The 23,347-nt window shown below is 72.9% G+C and carries 19 protein-coding genes; 8 read left to right on the forward strand and 11 right to left on the reverse strand.

Translation table 11 applies throughout. The features are described 5' to 3' along the window. Position 1: 1 nt before the first annotated feature. The 3 genes from HAV39_RS11390 to HAV39_RS11400 all read right to left on the reverse strand — a co-directional run bounded on the left by HAV39_RS11390 (position 2) and on the right by HAV39_RS11400 (position 4,670). On the reverse strand, positions 2–2,113 hold the full coding sequence (locus HAV39_RS11390) for an amylo-alpha-1,6-glucosidase (protein ID WP_239120714.1): 2,112 nt from the start codon (positions 2,111–2,113) through the stop codon (positions 2–4). Beyond that, complete coding sequence (locus HAV39_RS11395; protein ID WP_244958780.1) at positions 2,110–3,315, reverse strand: glycosyltransferase family 4 protein; 1,206 nt, start codon at positions 3,313–3,315, stop codon at positions 2,110–2,112. The genes HAV39_RS11390 and HAV39_RS11395 overlap by 4 nt, the downstream gene beginning before the upstream one ends. Before the next feature lie 83 nt (positions 3,316–3,398). Then, positions 3,399–4,670 carry an MFS transporter gene (locus HAV39_RS11400; RefSeq protein WP_239121014.1) on the reverse strand — a complete coding sequence of 424 codons (1,272 nt, stop codon included), beginning with the start codon at positions 4,668–4,670 and terminating at the stop codon, positions 3,399–3,401. A gap of 93 nt (positions 4,671–4,763) precedes the next feature. Between HAV39_RS11400 and HAV39_RS11405 the strand changes: the two genes are divergently transcribed. Further along, on the forward strand, positions 4,764–5,729 hold the full coding sequence (locus tag HAV39_RS11405; RefSeq protein WP_191839151.1) for a GlxA family transcriptional regulator: 966 nt from the start codon (positions 4,764–4,766) through the stop codon (positions 5,727–5,729). A gap of 208 nt (positions 5,730–5,937) precedes the next feature. Here HAV39_RS11405 and HAV39_RS11410 read toward each other — a convergent pair whose 3' ends face one another. Then, positions 5,938–6,843: a hypothetical protein gene (locus tag HAV39_RS11410; protein WP_239121013.1), complete on the reverse strand. Its 906-nt coding sequence runs from the start codon at positions 6,841–6,843 to the stop codon at positions 5,938–5,940. Positions 6,844–6,877: 34 nt separating this feature from the next. On the opposite strand from HAV39_RS11410, the gene HAV39_RS11415 reads away from it, so the two are divergent. From HAV39_RS11415 to HAV39_RS11435, 5 genes are all read left to right on the forward strand, one after another. Beyond that, the gene (locus tag HAV39_RS11415; RefSeq protein ID WP_191839152.1) at positions 6,878–7,084 is read left to right on the forward strand and encodes a DUF2277 family protein; all 207 of its coding nucleotides are present in this window, start codon (positions 6,878–6,880) and stop codon (positions 7,082–7,084) included. A gap of 108 nt (positions 7,085–7,192) precedes the next feature. Then, positions 7,193–7,831: a flavin reductase family protein gene (locus tag HAV39_RS11420; RefSeq protein ID WP_191839153.1), complete on the forward strand. Its 639-nt coding sequence runs from the start codon at positions 7,193–7,195 to the stop codon at positions 7,829–7,831. 104 nt (positions 7,832–7,935) lie between these two features. After that, positions 7,936–9,078 carry a sporulation protein gene (locus tag HAV39_RS11425; RefSeq protein WP_191839154.1) on the forward strand — a complete coding sequence of 381 codons (1,143 nt, stop codon included), beginning with the start codon at positions 7,936–7,938 and terminating at the stop codon, positions 9,076–9,078. A gap of 67 nt (positions 9,079–9,145) precedes the next feature. Further along, complete coding sequence (locus tag HAV39_RS11430; RefSeq protein WP_239121012.1) at positions 9,146–9,535, forward strand: VOC family protein; 390 nt, start codon at positions 9,146–9,148, stop codon at positions 9,533–9,535. A 383-nt stretch (positions 9,536–9,918) separates the two neighbouring features. Further along, complete coding sequence (locus HAV39_RS11435) at positions 9,919–12,309, forward strand: ATP-binding cassette domain-containing protein (RefSeq protein ID WP_191839155.1); 2,391 nt, start codon at positions 9,919–9,921, stop codon at positions 12,307–12,309. Positions 12,310–12,420: 111 nt separating this feature from the next. On the opposite strand, the gene HAV39_RS11440 is transcribed toward HAV39_RS11435, so the two are convergent. The 6 genes from HAV39_RS11440 to HAV39_RS11465 form a co-directional block, all read right to left on the reverse strand. Further along, positions 12,421–13,971, reverse strand: coding sequence for an MFS transporter (locus tag HAV39_RS11440; RefSeq protein WP_373311910.1), 1,551 nt, complete (start codon positions 13,969–13,971; stop codon positions 12,421–12,423). Between the two features lie 165 nt (positions 13,972–14,136). Then, complete coding sequence (gene cutA, locus HAV39_RS11445) at positions 14,137–14,478, reverse strand: divalent-cation tolerance protein CutA (RefSeq protein ID WP_239121011.1); 342 nt, start codon at positions 14,476–14,478, stop codon at positions 14,137–14,139. Positions 14,479–14,591: 113 nt separating this feature from the next. Further along, positions 14,592–15,941 carry an extracellular catalytic domain type 1 short-chain-length polyhydroxyalkanoate depolymerase gene (locus HAV39_RS11450; protein WP_191839156.1) on the reverse strand — a complete coding sequence of 450 codons (1,350 nt, stop codon included), beginning with the start codon at positions 15,939–15,941 and terminating at the stop codon, positions 14,592–14,594. A 207-nt stretch (positions 15,942–16,148) separates the two neighbouring features. Further along, the gene (locus HAV39_RS11455; protein ID WP_239121010.1) at positions 16,149–17,276 is read right to left on the reverse strand and encodes a LacI family DNA-binding transcriptional regulator; all 1,128 of its coding nucleotides are present in this window, start codon (positions 17,274–17,276) and stop codon (positions 16,149–16,151) included. Further along, positions 17,273–18,013 (reverse strand): EcsC family protein, encoded by a 741-nt coding sequence (locus HAV39_RS11460; protein ID WP_191839157.1) that lies wholly within the window; start codon positions 18,011–18,013, stop codon positions 17,273–17,275. The genes HAV39_RS11455 and HAV39_RS11460 overlap by 4 nt, the downstream gene beginning before the upstream one ends. Next, positions 18,010–19,173, reverse strand: a complete 1,164-nt coding sequence (locus tag HAV39_RS11465; protein ID WP_191839158.1) for an amidase family protein — start codon at positions 19,171–19,173, stop codon at positions 18,010–18,012. Before HAV39_RS11465 ends, HAV39_RS11460 begins: the two co-directional genes overlap by 4 nt. A gap of 62 nt (positions 19,174–19,235) precedes the next feature. On the opposite strand from HAV39_RS11465, the gene HAV39_RS11470 reads away from it, so the two are divergent. Next, positions 19,236–20,327, forward strand: coding sequence for a winged helix DNA-binding domain-containing protein (locus HAV39_RS11470; protein ID WP_191839159.1), 1,092 nt, complete (start codon positions 19,236–19,238; stop codon positions 20,325–20,327). Positions 20,328–20,398: 71 nt separating this feature from the next. Here the strand turns inward: HAV39_RS11470 and HAV39_RS11475 are convergent, their stop codons facing one another. After that, positions 20,399–21,916 (reverse strand): multicopper oxidase family protein, encoded by a 1,518-nt coding sequence (locus HAV39_RS11475; RefSeq protein ID WP_239121009.1) that lies wholly within the window; start codon positions 21,914–21,916, stop codon positions 20,399–20,401. A gap of 179 nt (positions 21,917–22,095) precedes the next feature. Between HAV39_RS11475 and HAV39_RS11480 the strand changes: the two genes are divergently transcribed. Beyond that, positions 22,096–23,310 carry an MFS transporter gene (locus HAV39_RS11480; protein WP_191839160.1) on the forward strand — a complete coding sequence of 405 codons (1,215 nt, stop codon included), beginning with the start codon at positions 22,096–22,098 and terminating at the stop codon, positions 23,308–23,310. Positions 23,311–23,347 lie beyond the last annotated feature (37 nt).

Below are 23,347 nucleotides of genomic sequence, written 5' to 3' on the forward strand. Positions count from 1 at the left end.
CTCAGCTGATCACTGTGGAGGGTTCGGGCAGACCGTGGACCTCGGCGTCGGTGCCCGACGCCGCGATCCTCAGCAGCGACCCGGCGAACGGCAGCCGGTCCAGCGTCACGGTGCCCCACTCCTGCGGCAGCCGCGGCCGCAGCACCAGGCTGCGGTTGGGCACGTCCAGGTCCAGTCCGAGGAACGCGCGCACGATCAGCAGCGGCGCCCCGCTGGCCCACGCCTGCGGCGAGCACGAGGTCGGATACGGCACCGGCGGGCGGAAGCGGTCCGCCGGGAAGCCGCAGAACAGCTCGGGCAGCCGCCCGCCGAACGACATCGCGGCCCGCAGCAGGCCGTCGGTCAGGCGGTGGGCCAGCTCGACCGCGCCGGGGATGTGGGCGTATCGCATCAGCCCGGCCACGCACAGCGCGGTGTCGTGCGGCCACACCGACCCGTTGTGGTAGCTCATCGGGTTGTACGCGCCCATCCGGTCCGACAGCGTGCGCAGCCCGTACCCGCTGTCCATGTCCGGCTCGGACAGCCGCGCGATCATTTGCGCGGCGTGCTCGTCGGTGACGATGCCGGTCCACAGGCAGTGCCCCGGATTGCTGGACATGGCGTCCATGCGGCGCTTGCGCCCGTCCAGCGCGATCGCGAAATAGCCGTCGTCGGGCAGCCAGAACGCCTCGGCGAACAGCGAGCGCAGCTTGTCGGCCCGGGCCCGGCAGGACTCGGCCAGCGCCGGCTCGCCGAACGCGTCGGCCAAGTCCGCGCGCGCCAGCCACGCGGCATACGCGTACCCCTGCACCTCGGCCAGCGCGACCGGCGGCTCGGCGAGCTGGCCCGCCGCGTCGTTGACCCCGTCCCAGCTGTCCTTCCAGCCCTGGTTGAACAGGCCGCGGTCGGTGGCGCGCTGGTACTCGATGAACCCGTCGCCGTCCCGGTCGCCGAAGCCGTCGATCCACGCCAGCACCGCGTCGGCGGCCGGCAGCAGCGCGCGCACGTCGGACTCGGCCGCGCCCCACTTCCAGGCCTCGCCGAGCAGTGCCACGAACAGCGGGCTGGCGTCGATCGTGCCGTAGTAGTGCGCCCCACCCAGCGCCGACGTGCTCTGCGGACCGAGCCGCAGCTCGTGCAGGATGCGCCCCGGCTCCTCCTCGTTGCACGGGTCGACCTGGCGGCCCTGCAGCGAGGCCAGCGTGTACAGGGTGCCGACGGCCAGCGACGGGTCCAGCGGCAGCGCCATCCACGAGGTGAGCAGGCTGTCCCGGCCGAACAGGGTCATGAACCAGGGCGCGCCCGCGGCCACGAAGGTGTGCGCGGAGTCCTCGCCCGCGGCGATACGCAACGCGTCGAGGTCGCGCACGCTGCGCCGCAGCACCAGGCCCAGCCCCTCGTGCTGGGTCCGGATCGAGGTGACCTGGCGGCGCCACGAGTGCTCCTCGGCCTCCTCGGGCGTCAGGTGCTCGCGGAAGCGCGGCTCGATGCGGCGGCTCTCCACCACCGGATGCACGATGATCTCGGTGCGCCACTCGTCGCGGGCCGGGATGACCACCTGCCAGCTCAGCCCGTTGTGGCTGCTGACGGGTTCGCCGGTGGCGTGCACGAGCAGGCCGCGCGAGTTGTCGGGCCGGCTGAACACCAGGTTGACCCCGCTGGCCTGGGCGTGCGTCGCCGTGCCGGCCGCGTGGCCTTCCTTGACCGCGAACAGGTCGGCGAAGTCGGCGTCGACGTGCAGTTCCAGGTGCACCAGGGTGGCCTCGCGGCCGACATTGGTCAGCGTGATGACCTCGCGCATGCCCTCGCCGACCACGCGCTGGCGCACCACCAGCAGCGTGCTGTCGGCGTGCCCGGCCGCGGGCGCGCGCCGCAGCATGAACCGTGACGCGAACGTGTCGGTGTCGGCCACCGACAGCGGCTGCGGTGGCTGCCCGTCGATGCGCAGCTGCCAGCGCGAGATGATCCGGGTGTCCCGGAAGAACAGGCCCTGCGCGCCCCCCGGGTCCATGTCCCCGTTGGGCGCGCAGATGCTGAACGTGGTGCCTTCGACGATGGTTACCTGACCCTGGCCGATCGGCTGCGGGTCGCCTGCGTTGAGCGGTGCGGGCTGGGCTGGCCCAAACACTGTCACCGCTCACCGGCCGTGGTCAACCGGCCGGCACGGACCGCCGGGCGCCCGTTGCGGCCCGCCGTACGCGGCCTGCGCCGATCCGCCAGCGCGGCCCGGTAGGCCTGCACGTAGCCGACCGCCATGCGCTGGTCGCTGAAGCGCCGCACCACCTGCTCCCGGCACTCCGCCGGGTCCAGTTCCGACGCCGCCCGCAGGGCGGCCGGCAGCTCGGCCCGGTCCTCGCAGATGAAGCCGCTCACGCCGTGCTCCACCACCTCGGGCACGGCACCGCCGCGCAGCGCCACCACGGGCGTGCCGCAGACCATCGCCTCGATCATCACCATGCCGAAAGGTTCCTCCCACTGCACAGGAAACAGCAGACAGCGGGCATTTGCCAGCAACTCACGCTTGAGTGTCGCGTCGGCGATGCCGATCATCTGGTCGTTCGGCCCGAGCAGCGGCTCCACCTGCTCGGCGTAGTACTTCTTCTCCGCCGGTTCGGCGCACTTGCCGGCCAGGATCAGCGGCAGCCCGGCCTCGTGCGCGGCGAGCACGGCGGTGTGCGCGCCCTTGTCGGCGTTGAACCGGCCCAGGAACAGGGCGTAGTCCTTCTTCTCGCGCTGGAACGGCCAGTCGGCCGGACGCAGCCCGTTGTGCACGACCCCGATCCAGTTCAGCTCCGGGGCCAGCGAGCGCTGCCGCTGGCTGATGCCGACCAGGGACAGGTCGCGGTCCAGGGTCTGGTAGTAGCCGCGCAGCTCGGAGTCGACCGGACCGTGCACCGTGGCGATCGTGGGCAGGCCCATCGCGTCGTACGCGGGGGCGTTGAGCGGCCCGGCGAACGTGTGGTCGTGCACGACGTCGACCTCGCCCGCGGCGGCCAGGTTCTCCACCACCCGGCGGGTGAGCGTGGCGTAGATGATCTCGGGACCGGGCTCGCCCAGCCGTTCCGGGACGGCCCGCTCCCATACCTGCCAGAACCTCGCCTTCGTGCCGTCCCGGCCGGCGCCGATCACCGTCACCCGGTGCCCCAGGTCGACCAGCGCGTTGGACAGGTCCGCGAGAACCGCCTCGATCCCCCCGTAAGCGGCCGGTGGCACGTCGAAGTAGGGCGGCGCCACGATCGCGATCTTCAACGGGGCGGTGCCGTTGGCAGGCAGGGTGCTCTGCACCCTGGCGAGATGTTCGGGCGTGGGTACACCCTTCACCAGCGTGGTTATCACGGGTGTGTGCATACCCGGAGTAACCGGTTTTCATGCCTGCCCCGACCCGGACATGATCCAGATCGGGGCAGGTCAGGCCGCGATCATGCAGCCAGCCGCCAGCGTCGCAACACGCCCGGACGGGTGATGGCCAGGGACATCGCGGTCGCAGCCAGTGACAGCAACCCGGCACCGTAGAACGCCGCGGCATACGAGCCGCTGCTGTCCCGGACCAGGCCGGCGACCAGCGCGATGCCCGCCGCGCCGAACTGGTGCGAGGCGAACACCCAGCCGAACACGATCGCCCCCGACGCCCCGAAGTGCTGCCGGCACAGCGCGATCGTCGGCGGCACCGTGGCCACCCAGTCCAGCCCGTAGAACAGGATGAAGACCAGCATGCTCGGGTGCGGGTCGGCGGCGAACAGCTCCGGCAGCAGCATCAGCGACAGCCCGCGCAGCGCGTAGTAGATCCCCAGCAGCCAGCGCGGATCGAAGCGGTCGGTGAGCCAGCCCGAGGCGATGGTGCCGACGATGTCGAAGACGCCGACCAGCGCCAGCAGGCTCGCCGCCGTGGTGGTCGGCATGCCGTGGTCGTGCGCGGCCGGGATGAAGTGCGTGCCCACCAGGCCGTTGGTGGTCGCGCCGCAGATCGCGAACCCGCCCGCCAGCAGCCAGAACGTACGCGTCTTCGCCGCGTCGCGCAGCGCGCCCAGCGCCCGGCTCGCCGCCCCCGTGGCAACCGCGGGAGCGGGCGGGGGCGCGTCCGGGTCCGCGCCGTACGCGGTGATGCCCAGGTCAGCCGGATTGTCGCGGAGCAGCCACAGCACCAGCGGCACCACCAGCAGCGCCGACCCGGCGACGGTCAGCGCCGCCACCCGCCAGTCGTAGGCCTGCACCAGGCTCGCCAGCAGCGGCAGGAACACCAGCTGCCCGGCCGCGCCACCCGCGGTCAGCACGCCGGTCACCAGGCCCCGGTGCTTGACGAACCAGCGGTTGGTGAACGTGGCCACGAACGCCAGCGCCATCGAGCCGGTGCCCAGGCCCACCAGCACGCCCCACAGCAGCATCAGCTGCCAGCTCGCGGTCATGAACACCGTCAGCCCGCTGCCCGCGGCGACCAGCAGCAGCGCCCCGGCCACCACCCGGCGCATGCCGAAGCGCTCCATCAGCGCGGCGGCGAAGGGCGAGGTCAGCCCGTACAGCACCAGGTTGATCGACACCGCTGCCGAGATGGTGCCGCGCGACCAGCCGAACGCCTGCTCCAGCGGCTCGATGAGCACGCCCGGCGTGGCCCGGAACCCGGCCGCGCCGACGATGGACACCAGCGCCACAGCGGCGACCGCCCAGGCGAGATTCTGGCTTCGTGTTCTGTTCACCCTGTTCTCCAGCAACGTCACGCCGACCATGGTCCCGGAATCCATGCACCCGCAACCAGTGGCCTGAGCGCCACTATGTGAAAGAATTCAGCCATGACCGCTCGCCACCGTGTCGCCGTGCTCGCCCTCGACGGGGTCATGGCCCTCGACCTCGGCATCCCCAGCCAGGTGTTCGGCTGCGCCACCGACAGCGCGGGCCACCGGCTCTACGAGACCCGGGTCTGCACCCCCGACGGCGGCCCGATCCGCGCCAGCGCCGGCTTCTCCGTGACGCCCGACCACGGCCTCGCCCTGCTCGACTGGGCCGACACCGTGATCGTGCCCGGCATCCACCGCGACCGCCTCGACGCCCCCACGACCGTGGCGGCCATGGCCGCCCTCCGCGCCGCCCACACCGCCGGCAAACGGATCATGTCCATCTGCACCGGGGCGTACGTGCTGGCCGCCGCGGGCCTGCTCGACGACCGCCCCGCCGCCACCCACTGGGCCTACGCCGAGGACTTCCGCGGCCGGTTCCCGCAGATCGCACTCGACGCCGACGTGCTGTTCATCGACGACGGTGACGTGCTCACCTCCGCAGGCGTCGCCGCCGGGCTCGACCTGTGCCTGCACGTGATCCGGCGCGACCACGGCAGCGAGGTCGCCAACCGGGCCGCCCGCCGCTGCGTCGTCGCCCCCTGGCGCGACGGCGGCCAGTCCCAGTTCATCGAACGCCCGCTGCCCGCCCCCGGCGACACCTCCACCGCCGCGACCCGCGAATGGGTGCTGGCCCGCCTCGGCGAACCCCTCGACCTGGACCAGCTCGCCCGCCACGCGCGCATGAGCGTGCGCACGTTCACCCGGCGGTTCCGGGAGGAGACCGGGCTGTCCCCCGGCCGGTGGCTCACCCGCCAGCGCATCGAGCACGCCCGCCACCTGCTGGAGAGCACCGACCTCACCATCGACCAGGTCGCCGACCGGGCAGGCTTCGGCACTGCCGTCTCCCTGCGCCAGCACCTGCGCGCCACCGTCGGCACCGCCCCACTCGCCTACCGCCGCACCTTCCGCACCACCGCCTGACCCGGCCCCGCACCCGTCGCCCGGCCCGCCCGCTCCCGCACTCCGTTTTTCATAGACGTTGGCCTATCTGGTCGAGTCCGATCCACAAATTCTCGACCAGATAGGCCAACGTCTATTGCTGGAGGGATGCGTCGCGCTGAGCGGTCCGGCCCAGCGGGGTGGTCGGCTCAGGCGGGGACGGTGGTCGGGTCGGTGGGGCGCGGTGGAGTCAGCGGGTTGCTGTCGGGGTGGCCCGGTCGGGCTGGGCGGTGGCGCGTTGGGTGGCGGGGACGAAGTGGCCGTTGCGGCCGGCTCGCCACAGGCCCCAGAGCGCGAGCAGCGCCGCCACCAGCAGCGGGCCGCCGTCGCGGACGAGGCCGTCGACCCCGAGCAGCAGTCGGCACAGCGGCAGGTGCACCAGCAGCACCAGCAGCGTCAGCAGCACCAGCTGCAGCCGGGCCCACCTCTTGCCCTTGACCAGGAAGATGCTCAAGAACAGCGCCACGTAGCTGACCATCAGCGCGAACACGAACCAGCCCACGATCACCGGCAGCAGGGTGACGTCGCCGTCGAACAGCCGCCCGGCCGCGACCACGCAGGCGACCAGCATCAGGGCGCTGTAACTGAACACGGCCACCCGGGTGGTCAGCACCCAGCCGGGCACCTGCGGTCGGCTCGGCATCGGCTTGCGGGTCAGCCCGTCCCGGCTGATCCACCAGCGCAGCTTCGGCCTGGCCAGGTACTCCTGCACGCTCGCCGACCGGTACAGCAGCAGCACCACGGTCAAGCACAGCACCGCCACCACGCCGAACCCGATGAGCCCGGGCACGGCCGGTGCCCCCTGCTTCGGCACGACCAGCCGGGCCAGCGCGAACAGCGTCGTCACCGTCAGGATCAGCCCGAACGGCGCGGCACCGTGCCGACCCCGCCACAGGTGGAAGATCAGCACCAGGAACAGCAGCGAGCGCAGCAGCGCCCAGCCGGTGCGCACGAACAGCGGATAGCCGCCGTCCTCGGCGTAGTACCAGTTCAGCCACTCGACCGAGGCGGTGGCCAGGGCGGTCATGGCGAGCAGGACGGCCAGCACGCGTACGGCGGCGGGTCGGCTCTCGGTCATCGGCGCGGCAGCGGACACCCGTCAATGATGCCCAGCGAGCACAATGGCAACCATGTGCCGCAGTATCAAGACCCTTCGCCCGCCGTTCCAGGAGATCGTCACCGAGGAGGACGTGCAGGCCGCCGCGCTGCAGTACGTCCGCAAGATCTCCGGTTTCCGCGCCCCGGCCGCGCACAACGCCGAGGCCTTCGACAAGGCGGTGGCCGCCGTCGCCGCCGCCACCGCAGAGCTGCTGGCCACCCTGCAGGTCCGCCGCTAGCCCGGATGCCGCGTCCGTTCCCCGCCAGCATCACGCCGGGCATCCCGGCAGGCTCGCCGATGGGCCCCGGCACCGCGGGGCACGGACGCGACCGGCAGGACGGCGACAGTGCATCAGACCCTCGACCTCAAGGTGCTGTACTTCGGCACCCCGGTGGTCATCATCAGCTCCCGCAACCCGGACGGCACCACCAACCTCGCCCCGATGTCGTCGGCCTGGTGGCTGGGCAGCACCTGCGTGCTGGGCCTGGGCGACACCGCGCAGACGGCCGCCAACCTGCGCCGCGAGCGCGAGTGCGTGCTCAACCTGGTGCCGTCGGACCTGGTCGACGCGGTGGACCGGCTCGCGCTGACCACCGGCGCGGCGGAGCCGTCCACGCGCAAGCGGGCGATGGGCTACCGCCACGTGCCGGACAAGTTCGCCGCCGCCGGGCTGAGTCCGCAGCGCTCGGACCTGGTCGCGCCGGACCGGGTGGCGCAGTGCCCGATTCAGCTCGAATGCGAGATCAGCGGCACGTTCCCGATCGGCGGCCCAGACCCGTACGCCACCGCCTTCACCGCCGAGGTCCGCCGCGCCCACGTCGAGCAGGACCTGATCATCCCCGGCACCCGGTACGTCGACCCGGTCGCCTGGGACCCGCTGATCATGAAGTTCTGCGAGTTCTTCGGCGGCGGCGGCAACGTCCACCCGTCCCGCCTGGCCGAAGGCTGGCAGATGCCCCACGGCCGCCTCACCCCCGCCGCATGATCGCTCGACTTGCCTGGCACCTGGGCGAAAGCAAGGCCAAGATACGCACGGGTGCCGGGCAGGTTCGCAGATCTTGAGGGCCGTACGGCGGCATGATGGTGGGTATGGTCCTGCGGCGTTTACTGAGCAGCCTGGGCTTCGGCGGGGTCGACGTCGACACCGTTCTGTCCACCCCGGTGACCCGGCCGGGCGGCGCGTTCTCCGGGCAGGTGCGGCTGCATGCCAGGGGCGACGTCGACATCACCTCGGTGCAGTTGCTGCTGGTCGCCGGCTCCGGCGGTACGCAGGTCGAGCTGGGGCGATATCCGGTGGCCGAGCGGCTGGCGCTGTTCGGGGGCGCCGGGCAGGCCGTCGGCTTTCACCTGGCCGTGCCGCACAGCACCCCGGTCACGCTGGTCTACGGGCAGCCCATGCCCGGGGTGAGCGTCGGAGTGCGCACGGAGGTCACCGTCGACCAGGGCTCGGCGAAGACCGACTTCGACCCGCTCGGCGTCGAGCCGACGGAGATCACCCAGTACGTGCTGGACGCGCTGGGCACGATCGGCAGCCGGTTCGCGCGCAGCGAGCTGCGGCCGGGTCCGCCGGTGACCCAGGCGGTCACCTTCTACGCCCCGGTCCCGCAGGGTCAGCCGGTCGGGCCGCACGTCCCACAGCTCGTGTTCACCTTCGCCGCCGACGCACAGGGGCTGACCGTGGCCGCCGAGGTCGCCGGGCAGCCCGGCCCCGGTGACGTGCACCGGGTGACCGAGGAGCAGTTCCGCGCACTGATCGCGCAGCCCGCCCGGTGGGTCGAGCTGGTCGACGGCTGGGTGCGCCGCGCCCTGGACCGGGTGGCGGCGTTGCCGGACCAGGACCCCGGATCGTTCATGCGGCCGCCGGCACACGCCGGACCTGCCGCGCCCGGCCAGCCGCGCCAGCCGTACGCCTATCCGGCGCAGGGCGCCGGCGGCTACCGCTACGGCGGCTACCGCGGCACCGGCACGCTGATCGGCGCGGGGCTGGGCGGCGCGGCGCTGGGATTCCTCGGCGGCATGGTCATCGGTGACATGATCCACGACGCGCTCACCCCGGACGTCGCCCCCGACACCGAGGCCGCCGGCGCGCAGGACGCCGGCACCGCCGACACCTACGCCGACACCGGCGACGCCGGTCAGGTCCCGGACTCCGGCGGGGGCTACGAGGCGGGCGGTTACGACTCCGGCGGCTACGACTCCGGCGGCTTCGACTCGGGCTTCGGCGACTTCTGACGGTGGGCCGGATACCGGTCAGGAATGGAGAAGCCGCCGGTCAGCGAGCTCACTTACAGTGACGGTGATGGACCTCACCGACCTTGACCTGGGAGTGAACATGACCGACTCGTCGACCGCGGGCATCCTGACGGTGCTGCACCCGGTATCCGACCTCGCCGCGGCGAAGGCCGTCTACACCGCGCTGCTCGGCATGCTGCCGCAGACCGACTCGCCCTACTACGTCGGTTTCGAGGCTGCGGGCCAGCAGATCGGGCTGGTGCCGGGCGGCGGGCCGCAGGGCATGACCTCGCCGGTCGCCTACTGGCACGTGGCCGACATCGAGGCGAAGCTCGCCGAGGTCACCGCCGCGGGCGGCACGGTCAAGGAACCCGCGCACGACGTCGGCGGCGGCCGCCTGGTGGCCACCTTCACCGACCTCGACGGCAACGTGCTCGGCCTGCTCCAGGACCGCTGACGGAGCGCCGCTCCGCCTCCGCGACGTCGCCGGACGCCTCTTCGGGTTCGCCTCCACCGTACGCTGTACGCTAACATCGTCGGGCGCCCACGCCCAGCCGGAGCACGACGACCAGACAGCACGGCCGCGACCGGCCTCGGCGGCCCGACAGGGCCGCAGGCCCGTCACCTGGAGTGGCCGGGACCACACGGTAACCACGGCGCGCAGCTCCGTGGTTACCGTGGTTGCCGCACGGGGCGCGACCGGATCCGCCGATCCGGGCAACGACGCGCGCCCCGGACGCCCTGACGATGGACGAACAGAAGCGCCGCAGCCGGTCGGCCGCGACCAGGCGAGCCTGGACCGGGCCGTGCGGCGGCCCCCGCCCGACAGATGGAGACACGATGACCAAGGCCACGAGGACGGACAAGCCGTCGCCTGAGCAGCACGCCGCCGACAGCCACGACCTGATCCGCGTGCACGGCGCGCGCGTTAACAACCTCAAGGACGTCAGCGTCGAGCTCCCCAAGCGCCGCCTCACGGTGTTCACCGGGGTGTCCGGCTCGGGCAAGAGCTCGCTCGTGTTCGGCACGATCGCCGCCGAGTCGCAGCGGATGATCAACGAGACCTACAGCGCCTTCGTGCAGGGCTTCATGCCGACGCTGGCCCGGCCCGACGTCGACGTGCTCGACGGGCTGACCACGGCGATCATCGTCGACCAGGAGCGGATGGGCGCCAACGCCCGCTCCACCGTCGGCACGGCCACCGACGCCAACGCGATGCTGCGCATCCTGTTCAGCCGGCTCGGCAAGCCGCACATCGGCTCACCCCAGGCCTTCTCGTTCAACGTCGCCTCGATCAGCGGCGCGGGCGCCGTCACCATCGAGAAGGGCGGCACCACCACCAAGGAGAAGCGCAGCTTCAGCATCACCGGCGGCATGTGCCCGCGCTGCGAGGGCATGGGCCGGGTGAGCGACTTCGACCTGTCGGCGATGTACGACGACAGCAAATCGCTCAACGAGGGCGCGCTGACCATCCCCGGCTACAGCATGGACGGCTGGTTCGGCCGCATCTTCAGCGGCTCCGGCTTCTTCGACATGGACAAGCCGATCCGCAAGTACACCAAGAAGGAACTGCACGACCTGCTCCACAAGGAGCCGACCAAGATCAAGGTAGAGGGCATCAACCTCACCTACGAGGGTCTGATCCCTAAGATCCAGAAGTCGATGCTGGCCAAGGACGTCGAGGCGATGCAGCCGCACATCCGCGCCTTCGTGGAACGGGTGATCACCTTTGGCACCTGCCCCGACTGCGACGGCACCCGGCTGAGCGCGGCGGCGCGCTCGTCGAAGATCGGCAAGGTCAACATCGCCGACGCCTGCGCGATGCAGATCAGCGACCTGGCCGACTGGGTCCGCGGCCTGAACGAGCCGTCGGTCGCCCCGCTGCTGGCCAAACTGCAGCACACCCTCGACTCGTTCGTCGAGATCGGGCTCGGCTACCTGTCCCTCGACCGGCCCGCCGGCACGCTGTCGGGCGGCGAGGCCCAGCGCACCAAGATGATCCGCCACCTCGGCTCCTCGCTCACCGACGTCACGTACGTCTTCGACGAGCCCACCATCGGCCTGCACCCCCACGACATCCAGCGCATGAACGGCCTGCTGCTGCGACTGCGCGACAAGGGCAACACCGTCCTCGTGGTGGAGCACAAGCCGGAGGCCATCGCGATCGCCGACCACGTCGTCGACCTCGGCCCCGGTGCCGGCACCGGCGGCGGCACCGTCTGCTTCGAAGGCACCGTCGAGCAGCTGCGCAGCAGCGACACCCTCACCGGCCGCCACCTCGACGACCGGGCCACCCTCAAGGAGAAGGTGCGCACCGCGACCGGCAGCCTCGCCATCCGCGGCGCGAAGGCCAACAACCTGCGCGACGTCGACGTCGACATCCCGCTCGGGGTGCTGACCGTCATCACCGGCGTGGCCGGCTCCGGCAAGAGCTCGCTCGTGCACGGGTCGATCCCCGACGACGAGGGCGTGATCTCGATCGACCAGGGTGCGATCCGCGGCTCGCGGCGCAGCAACCCGGCCACCTACACCGGGCTGCTCGAACCGATCCGCAAGGCGTTCGCGAAGGCCAACGGTGTCAAGCCCGCGCTGTTCAGCGCCAACTCCGAGGGCGCCTGCCCGACCTGCAACGGCGCCGGCGTCATCTACACCGACCTGGCGATGATGGCCGGCGTGGCCACCGTCTGCGAGGAGTGCGAGGGCAAGCGGTTCATGGCCTCGGTGCTGGAGTACCGCCTCGGCGGCCGCGACATCAGCGAGGTGCTGGCCATGTCGGTGACCGAGGCCGAGGAGTTCTTCGGCACGGGCGAGGCGAAGACGCCCGCCGCGCACGCCGTCCTCGCCCGGCTCGCCGACGTCGGGCTCGGCTACCTCAGCCTCGGCCAGCCGCTGACCACGCTGTCCGGCGGCGAGCGGCAGCGGCTCAAGCTGGCCACGCACATGTCCGAGAAGGGCGGTGTCTACGTCCTCGACGAGCCCACCACGGGCCTGCACCTTGCCGACGTCGAGCACCTGCTCGCCCTGCTGGACCGGCTGGTCGACTCGGGCAAGTCGGTCATCGTCATCGAGCACCACCAGGCGGTCATGGCGCACGCCGACTGGATCATCGACCTCGGCCCCGGCGCCGGGCACGACGGCGGAAAGATCGTCTTCGAGGGCAGCCCCGCGGACCTCGTCGCCGCCCGCTCCACGCTCACCGGCCAGCACCTGGCGACGTACGTCAACCGCTGACCGGAACACCCCGGTCCGCCATCCTGTCTCGCGTCGCCCCGACCGGCGAAAGCCGTCGGGGCGACGCGGGACACGGGACGATCCGCGCCGCGCTCGGCTGGCGAGGGCTGGTCAGGCGTCGTACAGGGTCGGCTGGTCCAGCGCCGGTTCCTGGCGGGACCGGTCCACGCCCCCCGCGCTGCCTCCGGGTGGCGGCGGGCCTGCGGCGGCCCCGGACCGGGCCGGCTCCCGGGCCGCGGCACGCCGGCTCGCGCGTACGTCGATCAGCGCGATGACCAGCGAGATCAGTACGAAACCGATGGTCACCCACAGCCCGTGCCGGAACGCGAGGGCGAAGTCCCCGCCGGTCGCGGCGACCGTGGCGAAGAAGACCGCGCCGACCACGGCGATGCCCACCGCCGCGCCGATGCGCTGGCCTGTCTGCAGCACTCCCCCGGCGCTGCCCGCGCCCACGACCGGCACTTCGGCGAGCGTCAGCGTCTGGTTCGGCGCGATCACGAGCCCGCTGCCGATACCGGCGATCAGCAGGGGCAGCGCGGTGGCCCAGCCGTCGTGGCGGCCCGGCACCAGCTCGACGGCGACCTCGACACCCACCAGCCCGATCGCGACCAGCCCGAGCCCGATCGCGATCAGGGTGCGGCCGACCCGGGTCACCACCCGGCCGCCGAGGCTCGCCGAGACCGCCGAGCCGAGCGCGAACGGCACCGTCGCGACACCGGCCTGCAGCGCCGTGTAGTGCAGGCCCTGCTGGAGGTAGAGGGTGAAGATGAAGAAGATCGCGGTGAACCCGGCGAAGTAGGCCAGCCCGAGCAGCGCGCCGAGGGCGTACGACCGTCGGCGGAACAGCCCCAGGTCGACCATCGGATGCGCGTGGCGCGCGTACCGGCGCTCCCACGCGACGAACCCGCCCAGCACCGCCACCCCGGCCACCAGCAGCAGCCACTTGGTCTGCCCGACCCAGACCTCCTCCTGGATCAGCGGCAGCAGCACCAGCACCACACCCGCGGCCAGCAGCGCGACCCCGACCGGGTCGAAGCTCTCCCTGCGCCGCTGGTCGTCGCAGAACTTCGGGATGAAGCGGTACGCCAGTCCGATCGCCAGCGCCCCGACCGGCACGTTGACGTAGAACACCCAGCGCCAGCCCTCGGCCACCCCCGCGGCCTGGATCAGCAGGCCGCCGAGCAGCGGGCCGATCGCCGTGGAGATGCCGACGGTCGCGCCGAGCATGCCGAACGCGCGGCCCCGCTCCGCGCCCCGGAACAGCTGCTGGATGAGCCCGCTGATCTGCGGGTTGATGATGCCGCCCGCCGCTCCCTGCACGATGCGCGCGATCACCAGCCACAGCGCGCCCTGGGCCAGCCCGGCCGCGGCACTGGCCAGGGTGAACAGCGCCACCCCGACGACGAACGCGTTGCGCCGCCCCTTCATGTCGCCGAACCGCCCGGCGGGCACCAGCAGCAACCCGAAGGCCAGGGCGTATCCGGAGACCACCCACTGCAGCGCGCTGTCGGAGGCGTGCAGCCCCTCCCGGATCGACGGCAGCGCCACGTTGACGATGCTCACGTCGAGCAGCGCCATGAACCCGCCCACCAGGCACACGCTCAGAGCGCGCCAGCGGCGCGGGTCCGGCGTGTAACCGTCGCCGCTGCCACCCGTATGCACAGCTCAGAGCCTATCGGCGAACTATGCCCGCGAGTCGGTTTTCCCCCTTCACCGACCGGATCGGACCCGCTGGACGGCGGCCTGCCGTCCAGCGGGCGGTGCCGAAGCTCATGCCGCGCGGCGGTCTCATCGGCCGTCGGTGGTGCCCCGACCCGGCCACGGGCGTCATCGCCCGGTTTCGGCGGCCACCCAGTCCAGGTAGGCGGGGTTGCCGGCGAGCACGGGCGTGCAGACGATCTCGGGTGTCTCGTAGGGGTGCCGGTCGAGGATGTGCCGCTCCAGGGCCGGGTAGCCCGCGGCCGTGGTCTTGAAGACGAGCACGTGCTCGTCGGCCTCCTCGACCGCGCCCTGCCAGCGGTACACGCTGCGGATCGGGCCGCCGAGCTGCGCGCACGCCGCGACCCGGGCCTCGACCGCCGAGCGGGCCAGCGCCAGCGCCGCGTCCCGGTCGTCCAGAGTCGTGACGACCTGGACGAACTTCGCCTCGCCCATCTCCACCTCCGTCATCGCCGCGTACCGGCCACGCTAGCGCCCGCCCCCGGCTCGCTGACCACGGCCTGGCGGCCGCCGTCTCCGGTCGCGCCCTGGGGGGGGTGCGACCGGAGACGGCGGTCATCGACTCACGCGATGGTGCAGGTGCTGCCGTTCAGGGTGAACGACGACGGCTTGCCGGTGTTGCCGGTGTGGTTGGCGTTGAACCCGATGGTGGTGCTCGCGCCGGGCGCGAGGGTGCCGTTGTAGTTCAGGTTCCGGGCGGTCACCGCCCCGCTGGTCGGCGAGTACGTCGCGCTCCAGCCGGAGGTGATGGCCTGCCCGCTGGGCAGGGTGAACGCCAGCGCCCACCCGTTGACCGTGGACGATCCGGTGTTGGTGATGGTGATGTTCGCGGTCAGGCCGGTGTTCCAGGGGTTGACCGTGTACCCGATCCGGCACGCGCCCTGCGGCTGCGGGCTGGGCGACACGCTCGGCGACGGCGGGGTGCTGGGCGAGGCGCTCGGTGACGGGGGCGTGCTGGGCGACGGAGTGGTCGACGGGCTCGGCGGGGCGGAGGTGAGGCCGAAGAACTGGATCGCCATCAGCGCCTGGCCGCTCAGCGGCAGGTTGTGGCCGACCCCGGCCAGGCTGACGCCCTCGACCGCGACGTTGACGCCCGAACCGCCGTAGCGGGTCCGGGTCCAGCCGGACTGGGGCGTGTCGGTGAACGTCGGGGTCTGGCTCAGGCCGTGCACGTTGGTCCACTGCTTGATCGCCTCGCCGAAGTTCGGGTAGCGCAGCGTCGTGTCGTCGGTGCCGTGGAACAGCTGCACGCGCGGCCGCGGGCCGCTGTAGCCCGGGTAGGCGGCGCGGACCTGGTCGCCCCACTGCTGGGCTGTCTTGATCAGCTGGCCGTTGGCGCAGGTGCTGTTCCACATCGACCCGTCGGTCGTGGCGAAGCACCCGAACGGCACGCCCATGAAGGACGAGCCCGCCTTGAAGACGTCCGGATACGCCCCGAGCAGGACGTTGGTCATCATGCCGCCGGACGAGGCGCCGGTGGCGTAGACGCGGTCGGCGTCACCACCACGGTTCTGGATCACCCAGCGCACCATGGAGACGATGCCGAGCGAGTCGCTGCCGCCGTTGTGGGTCAGCGAGGCCGACGACGACACGTCGAAGCAGCTGCCGCTCCGCGTCGCCGAGGGGTAGATCACGATGAACTTGTACTGGTCGGCCAGCTGGGCGAACTGCGTGCCCGAGTAGAAGGCCGGGCCGGTCCCGGTGCAGTAGTGCACGGCGACCACGACCGCGGGCCGGGTGCCGATGTTGTCGGGCACGTACAGGTGCATACGCAGGTTGCTGGGGTTGGTTCCGAAGTTGGTGACCTCGGTGAGCGTCGCCGCCACGGCAGGTGGCGAAGCGACCACCAGTCCTCCCACGACGGCCAGGGCCGACGCGGCGACAGCCAGCAGCGTCCTGACTCCTCTTCGCATGGTGTCTCCTCCCGCGGCGGGGCAGCGCCGCTGAGAAACGTTTCCAATATGTAAGCGAATGCATTCGCCCGAACCATAGACGTCGATGCGAAGCGGGGTCAAGGCAAGCCGGGGACCGGTACTTTCGGCGCAACGGTCGGCGAACTCAGCCGGTGATCACGGCGTCAGGGTGGCGACACGCCGTCGAACACGTCCTCAAGTTCATGATCAACGCGGCGAGGGGGGCGGGGTGGTGGTGCTGGCGCGGAGGATGAGGTCGGTGGCGAGTTCGACGCGCAGGCGGGGTGGGGCGTGGCCGGCGGCGAGGGTGAGGGCGAGTTCGGCGGCGGCCGCGCCCATCTCGGCCAGGGGCTGGCGCACGGTGGTCAGGGCGGGGCCGCTCCAGCGGGCGAACTCGAGGTCGTCGAAGCCGACCACGCTCAGGTCGTCGGGCACCCGGCGGCCGGCGCGGCGGGCCGCCTCGTACACGCCGAGGGCCAGCAGGTCGTTGCAGCAGAACACGGCCGTCGGCGGGGCGGACAGGGCGAGCAGGTCCCGGCCGTGGCGCAGGCCGTCCTCGTAGGACAGCGTCCCGGAACGCAGCAGCTGCGCCTCGACCGGCACACCCGCGGCGTCCATCGCGGCGCGGAAGCCGTCGAGGCGGGCCCGGGCGGCCAGGAAGCCGGGCGGCCCGCCGATCATCGCGATCCGGCGGTGGCCAAGTTCCAGCAGGTAGCGGGTGGCGGTCAGGCCGCCGTTCCAGTTCGCCGCGCCGACCGACGGCACGCTGTGCACCGGCTCGCCCGTCGGGTCCAGCGCCACCAGCGGGATCCCGCTCGCCGCGAGCCGGGCGTGCTCGCGGCGCATGGCCGCGCCGTACACCGCGATGACCGCGACCGGACGCCGCCGCAGCACCTGGTCGAGCCAGCCTGGGCCCGACGCCGTCTCGGTGAAGCCGACCGCGAGCTGGCGCGCGCCCGCGACCCGGGCCACCCCGCGCATGATCTCGATGGCCAGGTGGCTCTCCAGCGCCTGGAACGCGACCTCCAGCATCGGCGCCTGGGTGACCGCGTCGGGGCGGCGGTAGTCCTGCTCGCGCAGCACCCGCTCGACCCGCTCGCGGGTCTCGGCGGCGACACCGGGATGCCCGTTGAGCACTTTGGACACCGTCGGCGCGGACACCCCGGCCAGCCGGGCGACGTTCGCCACCGTGGTCTCCCCGCGCCGCCTGCCCCGCCGCGCCACGGGCACGCCCTTGGTGGCGCGTGCTTCCGCGGCGGGACGGCCGGGACCGCCGGCCGGGGCCGGCGGTCCGGGCAGGTCGTGGCCGGCGACGGCCGGATCCGCAGCGGTCACCGCGAGGCCGGGCGCGGGTGCGGCACGGCAGTCAGGGCCGGCGGGCGGTACCGGTTGATCGCGCGCGAGGCCAGGTCGTTGACGGTCGACGAGTTCGCCCACGCACCGAAGATGATCGCGGCGAACGGGATCGCCTTCGCGGCGACCTTGCGCACCGCCCGCATCCCGGCCATCTGCGCGAGCTTCCAGCTCAGCCGCCCGAGCGCCCGGCCGACCGGGGCCCGGCTCGCGGTGGTGCCGACGCCCTTGGCCAGCGCGGCGCCGACGCCCTCGCGGCCCTGGGCGACGCCGAGCGCCAGCCGGGCCGCCTCGGTCGCCTTGTGCACCCGCTGCAGCACCAGCAGGTCGGTGGCCCGGTCGGGGTGGGTCGGGTCGACGCCGTACACCGCGGCCAGGTGCAGCACCAGGCGGCTCTGCGTCCAGGCCAGGGTGGCCAGGTCGGCGATCGCGCCGGGCAGGCCGACCGAGCCCGACACCGCGCCGGTGAACCGGGCGTGCCGCCGGAACCGCTTGACCGCCAACTGCGCCAGGCCGTCGGGGTGCATGGTCGGATACATCGTGCGCATGCGGGCGACCCAGGCCGCGGCCTGCGGCCCGATCCGGGTCACCGCCTCCAGCGCCAGGTACTCGGGGGCGTACTGGGGGTCGGCCCTCATCCGCTGCCACAGCCCCGGCGGCGGGGCGTCGCGGACGTCGAGGTCGGCGTCTGCCGGCGCGAGGGCGCCCGGTTCGGTCATCGCAATACCTCCGCGAGTTCGAGCAGGGACTCGTCCGTGCCGGGTGCGCCGACCAGGCACAGCCCGACCGGCAGGCCGTCCACGACCGCGCCGGGCACGCTGAGCGCGGGCAGGCCCACGACGCTGGAGATGCCGGTCAGGCCGAGGATCGGGGCGCGCAGCGGGCCGGTGTCGACGCCGCGCCCGGGGGCGGGCGCGGGCGCGGTCGGGATGACCAGCACCGCGCCGTCGAGCAGCCGCGCCATCGTGGTGCGGACCGCGGTGATCTCCCGGTCCGCGGCCACCAGTTCCTCGTGGGTACGCACCGACGCCGCGCGCACCCGCTCGCCCACGCCGGGGCCGAAGACCGGTTCGTGCTCGCGCACCCAGTCGCCGTGGCGCTGCCAGAACTCCCAGCCGGTGCGCACCGCGTAGGCGAAGCGGTAGTCCGGGGCCGGGGCCGAGCCCCACAGCGGCTTCTCGTCGCACGGCAGCGTCGCGGCCAGCCGTTCCAGCGCCGGTTGCAGCGCCTGGCGCACCGCCGGCTCGGCCAGCTCCCACAGGTCGGCCGGGGCGACCAGGCCGCGGATCGGGGTGGTGTCGGGGCCGCCGGTCAGCAGCACGCCGGTCGCGGTGCGCAGCAGCGCCAGGTCACGGGTGAGCAGGCCGGGCACGTCGAACGAGCCGCACAGCGGCACGACCCCGGCCCGGCTGACCCGGATGTGGCTGGGGCGCAGGCCGTACAGGCCGCACCAGCCGGCGGGGATGCGCACCGAACCGCCGGTGTCGGTGCCCAGCCCCAGGTCGGCCGAGCCCTCCGCGACCGCGGCGGCGGTGCCGTTGGACGAGCCGCCGGTGATGTGCCCCGGTGCGGCCGGGTTGTCCGGTGCGCCGTAGTGCGCGTTGGTGCCGAACAGGCTGTACGCCATCTCGTCGGTGTGCGTCTTGCCGACGATGTGCGCGCCCGCGCCGGTCAGCACGGCCACCGCCGCCGCGTCGCGGGTCGCGGGCGGGTGCGTGGACAGCCAGGTGGGGTTGCCCGCGCCGGTGGGCAGCCCGGCCACGTCGAACAGGTCCTTGACGGCCAGGCGCACGCCTTGCAGCGGGCCGTCCGCCGCGGGGCGCGACGGGATGTCGCCCACCCAGGGCACGTACGGGCCGGGGATCGGCAGCTCGGTCATCGCACTCTCCTACCACGAGCGCCCGGCCGGACCGGCGGGCGCACCACGTAGCTTAAATGCCTATGGCCCCCGTGCTCAGTCGTCAAACACTCAACCGTGCCCTGCTGTCGCGCCAACTGCTGCTCAGCCGCGCCCGGATCCCGGTGCACGACGCGGTCGCGCACCTGTTCGGGCTGCAGGCGCAGGCCCCGAACCCGCCGTACGTGGCGCTGTGGAACCGGCTGGAGGACTTCGCACCGGGCGAGCTGTCGCGGCTGATCACCGACCGGCGGGCGGTCCGCATCGCGCTGATGCGCTCGACGATCCACCTGGTCACCGCCGACGACTGCCTGGCCCTGCGCCCGGTGCTGGCGCCGGCCCTGGAACGCGGGCTGGCCGCCGCCTACGGCAAGCAGCTGACCGGCCTGGATCTGGACGCGGTCGCCGCGCACGGCCGCGAGCTGGTGGAGGCGCAGCCGCGCACGTTCGCGGAGCTGGGCGAGCTGCTGGCGCAACGGTTTCCGGGCTACGACGGCGGCGCGCTCGCGCCGGTCGTGCGCATCCGGGTGCCGCTGGTGCAGGTGCCGCCGCGCGGACTGTGGGGGTCGAGCGGGCAGGCCGCGCACACCTCGGCGGAGTCGTGGCTGTCCGCCGGGCTCGCCGTCCCGTCGGCCGACGACATGGTGCTGCGTTACCTGGCCGCGTACGGCCCGGCGAGCGTGCGCGACGTGCAGGCCTGGGCGGGCGTGACCCGGCTGAAAGAGGTCGTGGAGCGGCTGCGGCCGCGGCTGCTCGCGCTCCGCGACGAGCACGGCGTCGAGCTGTTCGACCTGCCGGACGCGCCCCGGCCCGAGGCCGACGTGCCCGCGCCGGTGCGGCTGCTGGGCGAGTTCGACAGCGTGCTGCTGTCGCACGCCGACCGCACCCGGATCATCTCCGACGAGCACCGCAAGCGCATCTTCACCGTCAACGGCATCATCCGGGCGACCGTCCTGATCGACGGGTCCGTCGCCGGGATGTGGCGCATGGAGCGCGAACGCGGCCGGGCCGTGCTGGCCGTCGAGCCGTTCACCGAGTTCACCGCCGCCGACCGCGACGCGGTCGCCGAGGAGGGCGCCCGGCTGCTGGCCTTCGCCGCCGCCGACGCGGCCGCGCACGAGGTCCGGATCGCCTGACGGCTGCACGAGGGGGACGACGTCGCCGGCGGCAGCGCTGCTCCCGCCGGCGACGGCCCCATCCCCCAGGGTCAGTGGTGCGCGCCGTGGGCCAGGTGCGAGACGTGGTCGACGACGCCCGGCTTGCCGCCTGGCGGCACCACCACGAATTGGCCCATCATCCCCGCGTCCTCGTGGTAGAGGACGTGGCAGTGGAACATGTACGGGGTGTCCGCGTCCGCGTAGTCGCTGAACCGCATGATCAGCTCGAAGGTGACGTTCGGCGGCAGGTAGACCGTGTCCTTCCAGCCCGACAGCTGCGGCGGCGGCGCGGCGCCACCGCGGGTGAGGACCTGGAACTGCACGTCGTGGATGTGGAAGTTGTGCGGCGTGCCGTCGTTGTTGACGACCTTCCAGATCTCCACGCTGCCCCGCTCGGGCGCGGCGTCGACGCGGGCCATGTCCATCTGCCTGCCGTTGATGGCGTGCCCGCTGAGCTTGAACGGCCGCTGCTGCACGGCGTCGCCGCGGTCCAGCCGCGGCATGCCGACCAGCCGCTGCGGCACCGCCGGGCGCGGGGCGAGGGTGCCCGCGGCACGCAGCTGCAGGATGTCGAGGGTGTCCCCGCCGCCGGTGAACCGGTCGCCGAGCAGACCCGTCTCCAGCGGCTGCGGGTAGCTGCGCAGCACGGTGCGCTCCCCCGGCCGCACCGTCACCACGATCTCGGCCCGCTCACCGGGCGACAGCATGATCCGGTCGGTGTCGTGCGCCGACTCCAGCAGCCCGCCGTCCGTCCCGACCAGCGCGAACCGGCGCCCGTCGGGGAACCCGAACTCGTAGGAGCGGGCATTCGACCCGTTGAGCAGCCGCAGCCGCACCCGCTCGGTGGTCACGTCGAGGTACGGCCCGACGGTGCCGTTGACCGCCACCGTGTCGCCGAGCACGCCGACCCCGCCCAGGAACGAGGAGCTGTCGTCGAGCTTGCCACCGCTGTCGAACTTCTTGTCCTGCACGATCAGCGGGATGTCGTCGACGCCGTACTCGTGCGGCAGCGCCGCCACCGACGTCGCCGGGTCGTCGACCAGGAACATGCCGGCCAGGCCCCGGTACACGTGCCCGGCGGTCTCGCCGTGCAGGTGCGGGTGGTACCACAGCGTCGCCGCGGGCTGGTCGACTTTCCAGGTCGGCGACCACGTCCTGCCCGCCCCGACCAGCTGGTGCGGGCCGCCGTCGGCCTCCGCGGGCAGGTGCATGCCGTGCCAGTGCACGGTGGTGGTCTGGTCCAGGGCGTTGGTGACGTTGACCACGACCTGCTCGCCGCGCGCGGCCCGCAGCGTCGGCCCGAGGAAGTCGCCGTTGAAACCCCAGGTCGGCGTCGCGCCGCGGCCGAAGTCGTGCTCCCCGGCCTGTGCCCTCAGGTCGAACACCCGGCGCCCGGCCTCCATCCGCGACGGCGCGAGCGGCGGCACCGCCAGCGGCCGGGTGAAGTCGACCCGGTCCGCGGTCGAGATCACCTGCGCGTTCCAGATCCACACACCGGCTCCGGCGCAGCACATGCACAGCAGCAGCACCACCACGCCGACGATCGCCAGCACCCTCCTGAGGCGCACCCTGACCAGCTCCCTTCCCCGAGTCCCTGTGAGCGCAGCCAGGGTGCCGGGAAGGGTGGGGCCGCGTCGAGGGATCGGCGGCGATCCCGGGGACTAGCCAGGGTCAGCCCTGGTGCTGTGTCTGAGTTCACGGGGTAAACCCGGACGGGTTATCCCGTGCGAGCGCCTACCTTCAAACGATGACCGCGACACCGCACACCGAGACCGCCGCCGCGACCCGGGCACCGTGGCCGCTGGCGGGGCTGCTCGTGGTGGCCGCGGGCACCTTCCTGTCGGTGACCACCGAGATGCTGCCGATGGGCCTGCTCAGTTCCATCAGCCGCGACCTCGACGTCAGCGAGCCCACGGTGGGGCTGCTCGTCACCGGGTACGCCCTGATGGTGGCGCTGTTCGCCGCGCCGCTGGGCCGGCTGACCGCGCGCTTCCCGCGCCGCGGGCTGCTGGTGGGCGCGCTGATCGCCTACGCCGCCAGCAACGTGATCATGGCGCTGAGCACGGTGTACCCGCTCGCTGCGGCTGCCCGGCTGATCGGCGGCCTCACCCACGGCGCGTTCTGGGCCATGGTCGCCGGATACGTCGCCCGCATGGTCACCCCCGACCGGGTCGGCCGGGCGGTGACCCTGGTGTTCACCGGCGGCACCGTGGCGATCCTGCTCGGCGTGCCCGCGGGCACCGCGCTCGGCGTCGCCGTCGGCTGGCGGGCCACGTTCGCCGTGCTCGCCGGGATCTCGCTGGTGCTGGCCCTGGTCGGCTGGCGGCTGCTGCCCGACTACCCCGGCGAGGCCCCGGGCGGCGGGATGAGCCTGTTCCAGGTGCTGCGCACCCCGTCGGTGGCGATCGTCGTGGTCACCACCGCGGTGACGATGCTCGGCTACTTCAGCTTCTACACCTATATCTCGCCGTTCCTGCAGTCCACGGGCCTGAGCGAGGCTGCGCTGAGCGCGGCACTGCTCGGCTACGGCGCGGCCGGCGCGGTCGGCCTGCTCGCCGCCGGGCTGCTGGTCGACAAGCGGCCCCGGTTCGCCATGCTGGCGGGCACCTGCACGCTGACCGTCGCGTTGATCGCGCTCGCCCTGTCGGGCCACTCCGCCGCTGTGGCCGTGGCGTCGGCCGCCGTCGCCGGTATGGCCCTGAACGCCCTGGCCACCCTGGTGCAGGCGGCGATCCTGCGGGCGGCCCCGGTCGGCGCCGCGGACACCGCCGCCGCGCTGAACGCGTCGGCGTTCAACGTCGGCATCGGCGGCGGCGCGCTGGTCGGCGGCATGGTGCTCGCGGGCTGGGGACCGGCCGCGCTGCCGGTCGTCGCCGCGCTGCTGACCTGTGCCGGCGTGTGCGGCGTGGCGTACGGGCGGCGCGAGGGCTTCCCGGCCGCCATCCCGTCGTCGGTCGGCTGAGCCGAGCCCACCCGCACCACCGTCGTCAGCGGCGGCA

Source organism: Catellatospora chokoriensis, assembly GCF_011297315.1.
GTDB lineage: Bacteria > Actinomycetota > Actinomycetes > Mycobacteriales > Micromonosporaceae > Catellatospora > Catellatospora citrea.